The 12,411-nt window shown below is 70.7% G+C and carries 11 protein-coding genes; 4 read left to right on the top strand and 7 right to left on the bottom strand.

The genetic code is table 11. The annotated features are described in order from the left end of the window. Window positions 1-92 precede the first annotated feature (92 nt). Entirely contained in the window at window positions 93-608 is a 516-nt protein-coding gene (gene lspA / locus ACZ6EM_RS02725) for a signal peptidase II (RefSeq protein ID WP_465771450.1), read from the top strand. A gap of 97 nt (window positions 609-705) precedes the next feature. Here lspA and ACZ6EM_RS02720 read toward each other — a convergent pair whose 3' ends face one another. Then, window positions 706-1,113: a hypothetical protein gene (locus tag ACZ6EM_RS02720; RefSeq protein ID WP_465771449.1), complete on the bottom strand. Its 408-nt coding sequence runs from the start codon at window positions 1,111-1,113 to the stop codon at window positions 706-708. Window positions 1,114-1,216: 103 nt separating this feature from the next. Between ACZ6EM_RS02720 and ACZ6EM_RS02715 the strand changes: the two genes are divergently transcribed. Both ACZ6EM_RS02715 and ACZ6EM_RS02710 read left to right on the top strand, forming a co-directional pair. Then, window positions 1,217-1,705, top strand: coding sequence for a SitI3 family protein (locus ACZ6EM_RS02715; RefSeq protein ID WP_401055313.1), 489 nt, complete (start codon window positions 1,217-1,219; stop codon window positions 1,703-1,705). Between the two features lie 247 nt (window positions 1,706-1,952). Next, window positions 1,953-2,363 carry a hypothetical protein gene (locus tag ACZ6EM_RS02710; RefSeq protein WP_465771448.1) on the top strand — a complete coding sequence of 137 codons (411 nt, stop codon included), beginning with the start codon at window positions 1,953-1,955 and terminating at the stop codon, window positions 2,361-2,363. A gap of 113 nt (window positions 2,364-2,476) precedes the next feature. Here the strand turns inward: ACZ6EM_RS02710 and ACZ6EM_RS02705 are convergent, their stop codons facing one another. The 6 genes from ACZ6EM_RS02705 to ACZ6EM_RS02680 all read right to left on the bottom strand — a co-directional run bounded on the left by ACZ6EM_RS02705 (window position 2,477) and on the right by ACZ6EM_RS02680 (window position 11,046). Further along, complete coding sequence (locus ACZ6EM_RS02705; RefSeq protein WP_465771447.1) at window positions 2,477-5,290, bottom strand: ricin-type beta-trefoil lectin domain protein; 2,814 nt, start codon at window positions 5,288-5,290, stop codon at window positions 2,477-2,479. Between the two features lie 110 nt (window positions 5,291-5,400). Further along, window positions 5,401-6,438, bottom strand: a complete 1,038-nt coding sequence (locus tag ACZ6EM_RS02700) for a sugar ABC transporter substrate-binding protein (protein WP_465771446.1) — start codon at window positions 6,436-6,438, stop codon at window positions 5,401-5,403. 74 nt (window positions 6,439-6,512) lie between these two features. Further along, complete coding sequence (locus ACZ6EM_RS02695; RefSeq protein WP_401051537.1) at window positions 6,513-7,208, bottom strand: FadR/GntR family transcriptional regulator; 696 nt, start codon at window positions 7,206-7,208, stop codon at window positions 6,513-6,515. 135 nt (window positions 7,209-7,343) lie between these two features. Beyond that, a complete protein-coding gene (locus ACZ6EM_RS02690) occupies window positions 7,344-8,375 on the bottom strand; it encodes an ABC transporter permease (protein ID WP_452177510.1) in 1,032 nt (343 codons plus the stop codon). Further along, complete coding sequence (locus tag ACZ6EM_RS02685; protein ID WP_401051542.1) at window positions 8,359-9,915, bottom strand: sugar ABC transporter ATP-binding protein; 1,557 nt, start codon at window positions 9,913-9,915, stop codon at window positions 8,359-8,361. The genes ACZ6EM_RS02690 and ACZ6EM_RS02685 overlap by 17 nt, the downstream gene beginning before the upstream one ends. 84 nt (window positions 9,916-9,999) lie before the next feature. After that, window positions 10,000-11,046, bottom strand: coding sequence for a sugar ABC transporter substrate-binding protein (locus ACZ6EM_RS02680; protein ID WP_465771445.1), 1,047 nt, complete (start codon window positions 11,044-11,046; stop codon window positions 10,000-10,002). A 504-nt stretch (window positions 11,047-11,550) separates the two neighbouring features. On the opposite strand from ACZ6EM_RS02680, the gene ACZ6EM_RS02675 reads away from it, so the two are divergent. Beyond that, complete coding sequence (locus tag ACZ6EM_RS02675) at window positions 11,551-12,402, top strand: fumarylacetoacetate hydrolase family protein (protein ID WP_465771444.1); 852 nt, start codon at window positions 11,551-11,553, stop codon at window positions 12,400-12,402. The last annotated feature ends 9 nt before the right edge of the window (window positions 12,403-12,411 follow it).

The following is a 12,411-nucleotide window of genomic DNA, read 5'->3' as shown; positions in this document are numbered from 1 at the left end:
TCACCTACACTGCGGCCATGACTGGCTTACTACGCCTATGGGTTGCGCGAGGAGCTTCCTCGCCCGGTGACATGCCTCGACGGTCGGGAATCATGGCAGCCGTAGCACTCGTGCTGCTGGCGGCGGATTTCGTCACCAAACAGATAGCGCTGACACATTTCTCGGGGAGCGATCCGACAGAGGCCCTCGGTGGGCTTCTGAAATTCACGCTGGTCTTCAACTCGGGTGGAGCATTCTCCATCGGCGAGGGGGAGGCATGGTTCTTCACCACGGTGAAGATCATGGTCGTCGTCGCCATGCTGGTGGTGTCGCCCCGAATCCGCACCCCCGTCTGGGCGGTCTCCTTCGGGCTGGTCATCGCCGGGGCAGCCGGAAATCTCGTCGACCGGTTGTTCCGGGCCCCCTCCCCGTGGCAGGGACGCGTCGTGGACTGGATCCAACTGCCGCACTGGCCGGTCTTCAACCTCGCCGACTGTGGCGTGGTGTGCGGCAGCGCCCTGGTGATGTGGGCCTCGGCACGAGGCATCCGCCTGAACGGCACGCTCGCGTCCGACGCGCCGGCCGAGGCGGGCGCGTCGGAGCGGACTGCCGAGAGGAGGGGCCAGTAGGGCGATGGGCCTTACGGCCGGGCAGTAACGCTGCCGTACGGGCGCGGGCCCGGCGCCGCGACGGGCCGAGCCCGGCAGGCCGGGGCGCCGGGCCCTCCTAACCGTTGCCGATGGTGAGTTGGGCGATGGTCCCGAGCTCCTCGGTGTCGTCGAGGTCGAGCAGTGAGAGGTGGGCGGCCGCCGGGTTGCCCGCGGCGAAGCTGTTCCGGTTCAGGGTCGTGACCGGGACGACCGCCTTCACGGTCGCGCCCGTGCAGCTGGGGGCGAACCGGGTGGCGCCGAGGGCACCGGAGCGCCGGTCCTCGGCGGTCACGGTCGCGGACCTGACGAAGCCGCCGGGGTCGCAGGAGTACGCGATGGTGATGTTCACCGTCGTCGAAGCACTGCCGGAGACGGTCGCGCCGTCGATCCGCACCCCGGTGCCGGCGTGCGCCGGAGCTGCGCCGAGCAGCATCCCCACGGCCAGTGCGGGGACGCCGAGCCAGGTCGCGATCCTGCCGTTCATGAGGGCCCCTTTGTTTGTCGGACGGAATGAAGGAGGCACCAAGATCGACGCGCCTGGCACCATGGTCCTCCGCCACCCGTGGAGGACGAGAAGGACGGATCACATGGCCCTTTCCTACAGCCTTGAACTGGTGACCCCGTGGGCCCCGGTCCAGGTCGCCCGGAAGCTCGTCGGCGTCGCCCGGCCGATGCGGCTCTTCGCCGTCCCCGCGACCGTCGACACGCTGCTCGCAGACGGCGCGCTCACGGCGTGCGGCACCTGGATCCGGGTGACCCCGTGCAAGCCCATCCCCTGGGGAGATCCCCGGATCGGCGGCCGCGCCTTCACCCCGACCGTCTCGGTCGCCTTCCGGCTGGGCAAGGAGACCGGCATCTCCGGCCAGCAGGACGACATGATCCGGCTGGCCGACGCCCTCCTCGTGCAGGTGCCCGGTGACGCGGTTCTGCACCTCGACCAGGAGGACGTCTGGCTGGTGCGTCAGGACGGCGAGCTGACCCTCGGCGAGAGGTCCGACATCTGGCCGCCGGAGCGCCTGGCCGCCGTCTCGCGGCGCTACCGCCGTCAGACGCACGAGTTCGTCGACGAGGGATGACCGGACCGGGGCGATCGCCGTTCGCCGGGACGACTCGCCCCGGCGCGCCGGAACACGGTGCGGCAGCGGGCGGGCCGGTCGGTCACCAGTCATCACCGAAGGGCCGGGTAGCGCACGAACCCAGGGCCCGGCGCGTCCGCGAGGCGCGATCGCGGCGCCCCACGGGTGTCCGGCCCCCGCGCGATCGTCTGCGGAGGGATCGGCGCCCGCCGAATCTCCACAGCCGTCCATCGCGTCAACTCGGCCTTTGTGCGGGCTGCTTGAGCTCGAACCCCTCACCGAGCACGGCAGCGTGCGCGGCGCGCCCGGACTCGCGCCGGACGCCGACGACACCGCCCTGGCCCGATTCGGCGGCTCCGCCGCCCGCCCCGCGCTGCGCCGCGCCGCCGAATGGGCGACGCTGACCCAGCACCCCGACGGCTCCTGGGGCATCTGGGGCCCCACCCCCGAGGAGACCGCCTACGGCGTCCAGATCCTGCTCGCCGCCCCGACCACCCCCACCGAGCCCCTCGCCCGCGCCCGCACCTCCCTCGGCCACCACCTGCCCGACGCCCCCGCGCATCCGCCCCTGTGGCACGACGAGACCCTCTACACCCCCACGGCCGTCGTCGAGGCCGAGGTCCTCGCCACCCTGCACACCCTCGCCACCCTCCCCTGAACAACGACGGGTCCGATCCACTGCCGGCCGGGCCGACCCGGCGTCGCCTCGCCGAAGACGGTGCCGACCACCACCATGGGTCGGCACCCGGGCCTCGGTGCGTCAGGTCGGGATCAGGGCAGGCGCCAGATCTGGTTGGCGGCGGCGGAGCAGTCCCACAGGATCAGCCCGGTGCCGGCGGGGCCGGCGCCCGAGTCGTCCAGGCACTTGTTGCTCTGCGGGTTCTTGAGGGTGCCGTCGGCCTGGGGCTGCCAGACCTGGTTTCCGGCGCCGCTCACGCAGCCGTACAGCTGGACGGGGGTGTTGTTGCCGGGGTTGGTGCCGGGGGCGGTCATGCATTTGCCGAGGGTGCGCAGGGTGCCGTCGGTGCCGACGGTCCACTGCTGGTTGGCGGCGGTGCCGCTGCAGGCCCAGACGACGATCGGGTTGCCGTCGGCGGTGCCGGCTCCGGAGTCGTCGACGCACAGGCCGTTGATGCCGGTGATGTGGCCGGTGCCGGTGGTCCTGTCCAGGCCGATCTGGACGGTGCCCAGGTGGCTGGCCGCTGTCGCCGGTGTGCCGGAGAGCCGGCTGAACGTCATGCCGGAGACCGGGACCGACACCTGCTGGACCAGGTAGGACTTGCCGGCCGTGGTCGGGATGGTGAACCGTCCGGCCCTGGTGGGGCGGACGATGAGGGTCGACTTGTCGGTGCCGTCGACGACCGACACGCTCTGGCCGGGCCAGGGGTTGCGGATGTTGATGGTGCCGGTGGAGCCGGCGTGGATGCCGACGGTGCCGATGACGCCGCCGTGGACCTGGACGGAGACGGTGCTGCCGCCGTGGATGTACTGGGTGCCGTCGGCGTCCCAGCCCTGTGGCAGGGCCGGGGCGATCCGCAGCAGGCCGTCGTAGTCCTGGACCAGGGCCTCGTTGATCGCGAGTGCGACGTTGGCGGCCTGCTCGATGTAGGGCTCGGTGCCGCCGGACTGGCCCCACAGGTTGGCCAGGCCAGTGGGATAGGTCTGGTACTTCCGGGTCAGGGCGGTCAGGTCGGCGGCGACCCGGTCGGGCAGGCCGAGGCGGGCGGCGTGGACGGCGTCGAAGCTCCAGTCGTTCTGCTGGACGTTGACCCGGCTGCTGTAGGTGCGCCGGGCCACGGGCAGCAGAGGTGAGTCGTCGCCGATCAGGCCGTAGGGCCAGACGGCTTCCAGGTCGTCGTTCTCGGTGTTGTAGACCGTCGCGGTGGGCTGCGAGGACTGGCCGAGCACGTCGGTGCCGGAGGCGTCGGCGGAGGCAGTGAGGTTCTGCCGGTGGGTCGCGGCGTCGGTGCGCGGGTAGTCGGGGATCTGCGGGATCGCGGCGTGCAGTCGGGAGATCAGTGAGGCGTCGGCGTTCAGGATCCTGGCGGCGGAGATCGTGGCGGGGAAGAGGCCCTTCATCGCGTCGATCATGTTGACCGGGTCCTGCACGTTCCACTGGTTCTCGTGGACGTTGGCCACCGCGTGCCGCTTCCCGTCGGCGCCGACCGTGGTGAAGGCCAGCAGGAACTGGGCGGACTGCTGCATGAGCGGGTAGTTCGCCGCCAGGAAGGCCTTGTCACCGGTGGTCAGGTACTGCTGCCAGACCCAGAGCCCGATTTCGGCGCCGGTGGAGACCGTGGCACCGTTCCAGGTGGTCAGTGCCTGGTCGCAGGAGGCGTCGCCGAACGGGTCGCCGTCGTTCTGGAAGCCGTTGCCGTTGAAGCGCATGGTCTCCGGCACGCAGATCCCGGGCCGGTTGCCCATGTGGGTCCTGGTCCAGGCCTGGATGTCGGCCAGGTTGGAGGTGTAGAGGTTGTAGAGGCCGGTGTTGAGGTCGAAGGCGCCGGCGCCGATGTTGGCGGCCACCTGTCCGCGGATGTTCCAGAACCAGTAGCCGGCCGGGTACCAGTTCTGGGTATCCTGGGAGAAGTTGAAGAGGTCGGCGACTCCGGCCTGGGAGCCGGGCAGCGGCCCGCGGGACTCCTCGGCGGTGTAGAAGTAGTACAGGGTGCGCAGTTTCTCCAGGTAGGCGGCGGTCCCGTCCGCCGAGGAGAGCTTCACCAGGCCGAGCTTGCCCCAGTAGTCGTGCCACCAGGCCAGGTGTGGTGCCCGCAGGGCGTCGGCGCTCGCGGTCGCGTCCGAACCCAGCAGCGAGGCGGCGGTGGTGGCGGCGTTGCCGCCGGTCCAGTTCGGGCTGCCGACCAGGATGCGGAAGCTGCCGTCGGCGTTGGGGGTGAGGTTCACCTGCACGGTCTGTGCGTCGGCGACCGTGGCGGTGACGTCGCGCCCGTCGGCGGTGAGTGCGGCCAACGAGCCGAAGGTCCGGCCGGATCCGGTGGTGGCGTTGTTGTCGACCCAGGTCTCGGCGAGTGTCGCGATGCTGCCGGAGGCCGCTGCGGCCGGGGTGCGCCCGGACCACAGGTTGACCGTGGCGGACTGGGCGGTGTTCGGATCGGCGCCGGTCACGTCGACGACCAGCTCGTCCTTGTCGGCGCGGACGTGGATCGCCGCGCTCATCCCGCCGCCGGACTCGCGCAGCACGCCGTCGTACGGGTCGACGGTGGCGGTGAAGTCGGCTGCGCTCGTGATCCGTGACAGGCCGGGGATCTGGAGCCAGCCGGGGGACTTGCGGCCGGGCAGGGTGTCGGCGCGGTTGAGCTGGGCGGTGAAGCCGTTGGCGGCCCAGACCGCGGCGCCGAGGGTGCCGTTGCCCAGCGGAATCGACTGGGTCGCCGCGGTGTTCGGGCTGCCCAGGACGATGTTCGCCTCGCGGACGAGGCTCGCGGTGTCGACGGAGAACGCGCCGTTGGACCAGGCGGTGGTCGTGGTCGAGGAGGCGGCGGTCGCCGTGGCGGGTGACCAGGCGGCGGCGGTGGTACCAAGGGTCAGGGCGACTATCGCCCTGACCACCGGTGCACTTCGCATGTTGCGGCCCTTCAGTGGGGGTGGGGGAGCCATCAGTGGTGGTGCACGGACCGGAGTCCCGTCGTCCCGTTGTCGCGGTGGCTGCCGGTCCGGTTCTGGGGCCGTCTCGGTCAGCCCGCGGCGTGGTTGGCCCAGAGCGACGGGTCGTCGACGTTCTCCTTGGTGACCAGGGATGACGGGAGCTTGTCCTCCAGGCCGTTGGGCAGGGAGACGATGGTCGACCCGTGGTCGGTGGGCCCGGGTCGGAAGGTCTTGCCCTCGGCGGCGGACTTGGCGTAGTACAGGGCGTACTTGGCGTAGAGGTCGGCGGGCTGGGAGACGGTCGCGTCGATGTCGCCCTTGCGGATCGCATCGAGCTCGGCGGGGATGCCGTCGTTGGAGACGATGGCGATGTGGCCGCTCTGGCCGGCGGGCTTGAGCAGGCCCTTCTGCTGGAGCAGGGCGAGGGTGGGTTGGAGGAAGACACCGCCGGCCTGCAGGTAGATGCCGTTCAGGTCCGGGTTGGCGGCAAGGGTGGACTGGAGCTTGGCGGAGGCGATGTCGCCCTTCCACTCGGTGGCCAGCGCGATCACCTGGATGCCGGGGAAGTTGCGTTTCATGCAGGCGGCGAATCCCTCGGAGCGTTCGTATCCGTTGATGGAACTCAGTGCGCCCTGGAGCTCGGCCACCTTGCCCTTGCCGCCGAGTTGCTTGCCGAGGAACTCGCAGGCCTTGGCGCCGTACGAGCGGTTGTCGGCGCGTACCACCATGTAGACGCTGCCGTGCTCCGGTTCGGTGTCCACGCTGATCGCGTGGACGTTCGCACGGAACAGGTCGGAGAGTGTCAAGTCGGTGGCCATGGTGTTCTGCGGCGCCATGACGATGGACTTGGGATGCCGGGCGGCCAGCTTGTGGATGTTGGCGGTGAACGTCGCCTCGTCGCCGTCCGAATGGGTCGGGGGCAGCACACGCAGATGCTGGTCGTCGATCTCCTGCTGGAGGTACTTCGCGTACGCCTTCCAGAAGTCGGAGTCGGCGCGGGGGATGTCGATGCCGATCCGCGGGCGGGAGTCGCCGGCGTCGTCGGTGACCCCGCAGGCGGTGAGGCAGCCGGCGAGCAACACGGCGACGGAGCCGGTGCGGGTGGTCCGGATGGTTACGCTCTTCATGTGTGAGACCGTCCTGGGCGGTGGGTGTCGTGCGCATTGGCGGGGGAAAGGATGTGCGGGACCCGGCACGTCCGTCAGGCGACGGTGCCGAGGCCCAGGGAGCCGGTGCCGGCGGCCAGCCAGTCCTCGACGGCGGCGACGTGCACGGTGCTGGCACTGGCGGCCAGGACGGCGTCGCGGTCGACCAGCGCCTGCCAGATGGCCTCGTGTTCGCGGTGGGCCTGCTCGCGGGCGGTGGTGCGGGTACCGCGCACGATGCGCAGCCGCTGGGTGTGGGTGGAGAGGATGCCGAGCAGGGTGGACAGCACCGGGTTGCCGACGGCATCGGCGATGGTGCGGTGGAAGTCGATGTCCAGCTCGATGAACTCCTCGATGCCGGCGGCCGCGGCGCTCCGGTCGAGGACGGCCCGCAGCGTTCGCAGGTGTCCGTCGGTGAGCAGGCCGGCGGCGAGGGCGGTGGCCTGTGGCTCCAGCAGGCGCCGTACCTGGAGGAGTTGCCGGGCCGTGTGCCCGTGGGAGACGTCGGCGGCGAAGGCCATGGCTTCCAGCAGGAGGTGGGGTTCCAGGCCGGATACGTACGTGCCGTCGCCCTGCCTGGGGACGAGGATCCGCATCGCGGTGAGCGCCCGGACGGCCTCGCGCAGCGAGTTGCGCGACAGCCCGAGCTGGTCGGCGAGATCGGCTTCGTTGGGGAGTCTCGCGCCGGGAGGCAGGGCACCGGAGACGATCATCTCCTTGATCCTCTCGATGGCCTGGTCGGTCACCGCCATGGGTGTTCGCCTCCTGCGTGCGGGCATGGGAGTGGTGGTCGGTCGAGAGGCGGGGAAGGGGAGCCCGAAGCGGCGCGACCGGTTACCCGCCGGGCTGGTCGCGCCGCTTCGGCGGCTCTCAGGCGGTGGGACCCGTCACTCCTGCTTCTCGCCCGAGGCGAAGCGGGAGATGATCAGCGCGACGATGATGATCGCGCCGTTGAGGAACTGGTTCCACAGCGGTGGCACGCCCGCGAGGGTCATGACGTTGACCACGAGCTGGAGGGTCAGCACACCGGTCAGGGCGCCGAAGAGGGTGCCGCGGCCGCCGTTGAGGCTGACGCCGCCGATGACGGTGGCGGCGAAGACCTGGAAGATCCACCCGTTGCCCTGGTCGGCGGAGATGGAGCCGTAGTGGCCGGTGTAGAGGACACCGGCGAAGGCCGCCAGCAGGCCGCCGAGGATCAGCACGATCCAGGTGATCCGGTCGACCCGGATGCCCGCGGCGCGGGCGGCCTCGGGGTTGCCGCCGATGGCGTACAGGGCGCGGCCGTGGCGCAGCCAGGCGAGGGCGCCGCCGCCGGCCAGGAAGAGCAGGGCGCAGATCCAGATCGCCGCCGGGACGCCGAGCCAGCTGGTGCTGCCGAGGTAGGTGAAGGAACCGGGCAGGTTGACGATCGACTGGCCCTGGGAGATCGCGACCTGGAGGCCGCGGAGCAGGGTGAGCGCGCCGAGGGTGACGATGAAGCCGTTGAGGCGCAGCTTGAGGATCAGGAAGCCGTTGATCGCCCCGATGAGCGCGCCGACGGCCAGGCACAGCGGGATGGCCGTCCAGGAGGGGAAGAGCCCGAGGCCGTTGAAACGGGCGCCGTGGTCGGGCAGGACCAGCCAGACGGCGATGACGGGGGCCACGCCGATGGTGGATTCCAGGGACAGGTCCATCCGGCCGACGATCAGGATCAGCGCCTCGGCCAGGACCAGCAGGCTCAGTTCGGTGGCCTGCTGACCGACGCCCAGGAGGTTGTCGGAGGTGAGGAAGGCGGGCGAGACGGCGAAACCGATGACGCCCAGGACGAGCAGGACCGGTACGAGCGACAGGTCGCGGTAGCGCGCGAGGTCGAAGCGCCGGCCGACCGGCGTGGCGGGGGCGGTGGCCGCGAGCGGGCGTACCTCAGTGGTGGGAGACATCGCGTTCCTTCGTGTCGGTCCGGCCGGGCATGCCCTCCATGGCTGCGACCAGCTGTTCATCGCTCCAGCCGTGCTCGAACTCGGCGACGACGCGGCCGTGGAACATGGCCACGACGCGGTCGCAGACCCGCAGGTCGTCGAGTTCGTCGGACACGATCAGAGCGCTCTTCCCGGCGTCGGCGACCTCGCGAAGGGTGCCGAGCAGGGACTCCTTCGACTTGACGTCGACGCCGTTGGTGGGCCGGATGGCCACCAGGACGTGCGGCTCGGTGGCCAGCGCCCGGGCGATGACCACCTTCTGCTGGTTTCCACCCGACAGGGCGGACACCGGGGCCGAGGGGCCGGGCGTCTTGATGTCGAGGTCGCCGATCATCCGCTCGGCGAAGGCCCGGGTGCGCGAGGGCAGCACCGTGCCGAACGGCCCGAGCTGGTCGGTGACGGTCAGGGTGGCGTTCTCGGCGACGCTGCGCTGCGGGATGAGGCCCTGGATGTGCCGGTCCTCGGGCACGAATCCGATGCCGGCCGCGAGAGCGGCGGGAACGCGCCCGGTGCGCACCGGGCGGCCCGCGACGGTGATCGTGCCGGCCTGCGGGCGGTGCAGGCCGGCGATGGTCTCGCCGAGCCGGACGTTGCCGCTGGCGGCCGCCCCGGCCAGGCCCACGACCTCGCCGGCCCGCGCGGTCAGGGAGAAGGCCTGGTAGGCGCCGGCCAGGCTGAGGCCGGAGACCTCCAGCAGTGGGGCGCCGTCGGTGCGCGTGCGGCTCGTCACCGACCAGGCGGGCTCGCTGCCCCGGGCGCTCTCGCCGGTCATGGCCTCCACCAGGGCCTGCTGGTCGAGTTCGGCGACCGGCGCGGTGATGATGTGCCGGGCGTCGCGGTAGACCGTGACGGTGGTGCAGAGGTCGTAGACCTCCTGCAGGTGGTGGGAGATGAACAGGAAGGCGACGCCCTGTTCCTGTAGCGAGCGCAGCTTGTCGAAGAGCCGCTCGATGCCGCGTGCGTCGAGCTTCGCGGTGGGCTCGTCCAGGATGATGAAGCGGGCCCCGAAGGACAGCGCCCGGGCGATCTCGACGAACTGGCGCTGTTCGACGCTCAGGTCCTCGGCGCGCGCGGTCGGGTCGACGTCCACGCCGTACTCGGCGAGCAGCTCGGTGGCGCGGCCGCGCAGCCGCTTCCAGCTGATCGGGCGCAGGGCGCCGGTGCTCTGCCTGTCCACGAAGAGGTTCTCGGCGACGGTCAGCGCGGGGATGATGGTGGAGCGCTGGTAGACGCAGGCGACCCGGGAGCGCCAGGCGTCGGCGTCGCCGGGGGCGGGAGCCGGCTCGCCGTTGAAGCGCAGGGTGCCCGTGTCGGGGTTCTGCAGGCCGGTGAGGATCGACACGAGCGTGGACTTGCCCGCGCCGTTGCGGCCGACCAGGGCGTGCGACTCGCCGGGCGCGACCGAGATGCGGGCGTCGCTGAGGGCGACGGTGGCGCCGAAGCGCTTGCTGATCCCGTCGGCCTCGACGACGGGGCCCCGGACGGGGCTGGGGTCCGCCATGGCGGGGGTGTCCTTTCCGCAGGATCCGAGAACGGCGGCGCCGAGAGGGGAGCCCGGGCCGCCGCTCACGTGGGGTCGGTGGGGCTACTTGCCTACGCCGTTGCCCCAGAGGGACTTGTCGTCGACGTTCTCCTTGGTGACCAGGGGAGCGGGGAGCTGGTCCTCCAAACCGTTGGGCAGGGAGACGATGGTCGACTGGTGGTCGGTGGCACCGGGTTGGAAGGTCTTGCCCTCGGCCGCGGCCTGCGCGTAGAACAGCGCGTACTTGGCGTAGAGGTCGGCGGGCTGGGAGACGGTCGCGTCGATGTCGCCCTTGCGGATCGCGTCGAACTCCTGCGGGATGCCGTCGTTGGAGACGATGGCGATGTGGCCGGGCTGGCCGGCGGGCTTGAGCAGGCCCTTCTGCTGGAGCAGGGCGAGGGTGGGCTGCAGGAAGACGCCGCCGGCCTGCAGGTAGACGCCGCCCAGGTCCGGGTTGGCGGCCAGGGTGGACTGGAGCTTCGCGGAGGCGACGTCGCCCTTCCAGTCGGTGGCCAGCTCGATCACCTGGATGTCGGGGAAGTTCTCCTTCATGCAGGCGGCGAAGGCCTCGGAGCGGTCGCGGCCGTTGACGGAGCTGAGCGCGCCCTGGAGTTCGGCGACCTTGCCCTTGCCGCCGAGCTGCTTGCCGAGGAACTCACAGGCCTTGGTGCCGTACGCCTTGTTGTCGGCGCGCACCACCATGTAGACGTTCCCCTTGTCGGGACGGGTGTCGACGCTGACCACGGGGATCTTCTTGGCGGACAGCTGGTCGAGGGTGGACGCGATCGCGCCGGTGTCCTGCGGGGCCATGACGACGGCCTTGGCGCCGGTGTTCTGGAAGACCTGGACGTTGGCGACCAGCTTGGTGACGTCGTTCTGCGAGTTGCTCACCGGCAGGGTGTTCAGGCCCTGGGCGGTGGCGTCCTGCTTGACGTACTGCGCATAGGAGTTCCAGAAGTCGGAGTCCGCACGCGGCAGGTCGATGCCGAGCGCCGGCTTGCCGCCGGCGGCGGAGTCCGTCGCGCTGCCGCGGTTGCAGGCCGTGGCGGCCCCCGCCAGGACGACTACGGCGGCGGCCGTGGCCGCGATTCTGGAGGAGCGAGGCTTCATGGTGCTGATCTCCTTGGCTGGGATGTCCGGGCTCCCCCGTGGGGCGTGGAGCCGGCGTGGTGGGAGGCCGAGTCGCCCGTTCCGGTGGGCGAAGCGGGCGGGGGGAGTCGGCCTCCCTTCCAGCCCTCACCAGGAGGGAGGCCGGTTCCTGTTGCGGCGGCCCGTGGCAGACGGCTCCGGATCGCGCTTCCCACAGTCATCGGATGGCTTGCGGGTCACGAGGACCATACGAGCCTGACATCTGACTGACAAGAGGAAACCTCGGATGATTCTCAACCGTGACGTCCGGGTTTCCGCACCGTGTCGTGGATGAAGCGGTATTTCCACTCTGAGCTGCATATTTGACGGATGGTTAGAGAGCGTACAGCTGACGCGTCCGGCAAACATCGGAGGACTTCTTGCGAGGATGTGACTGAGGCTCGTATGGTCAGGGCGTCACGGATTCATCCGATGTGTTGGCCGGTGAAGAGGCCCGGCCCGCAGACCTATGACGGGAGTCAGGGCATGAAGCTACTGCGGATCGGACCGGCGGGAGAAGAGGTTCCGGCAGCCCTCGGTGACGACGGCCGGGTCTTCGCGCTCACGGGCCTGACCGGTGACATCGACGGAGCGTTCCTCGCCTCGGACGGGATCGACCGCGTTCGCGCCGCCCTGGCCGCCGGTGAGCTCCCTCCGATCGACGCGGCCGGCCTGCGGATCGGCGCACCCGTCGCCCGGCCGGGCAAGGTCGTCTGCATCGGCCTCAACTACCGCGACCACGCCGAGGAGACCGGCGCTGCCGTCCCCACCCGGCCGGTGGTCTTCATGAAGGACCCTTCCACCGTGGTCGGCCCCTACGACCGGGTGCTGATCCCGCGCGGCTCGGCCAAGACCGACTGGGAGGTCGAACTCGCGGTCGTGATCGGCCGCGAGGCCCGCTACCTGGACTCGCCCCAACAGGCCCTCGCCCACGTCGCGGGCTACGCGATCAGCAACGACGTGTCCGAACGCGAGTTCCAGCTGGAGTACTCCGGGCAGTGGGACCTCGGCAAGTCCTGCGAGACCTTCAACCCGCTCGGCCCCTGGCTGGTCACCCCGGACGAGGCCGGCGACCCGCAGGCCCTGGGCCTCCGGCTGGCCGTCAACGGCGAGACCCGCCAGGACGGCAGCACCAAGAACATGATCTTCGACGTCGCCCACACCGTCTGGTACCTCAGCCAGTACATGGTGCTGCGCCCCGGAGACGTCATCAACACCGGCACCCCGGCCGGCGTGGCCCTGGGCCTGCCCGGCAACCCCTACCTGCGCGCGGGCGACACCGTCGAACTGGCCATCGACGGCCTCGGCACCCAGCGCCAGACCTTCTCCAACGCGTGAAAGGCACCA

This window comes from Kitasatospora sp. NPDC041917 (genome assembly GCF_055589745.1).
This window is presented reverse-complemented; position numbering and strand designations above follow the sequence as displayed.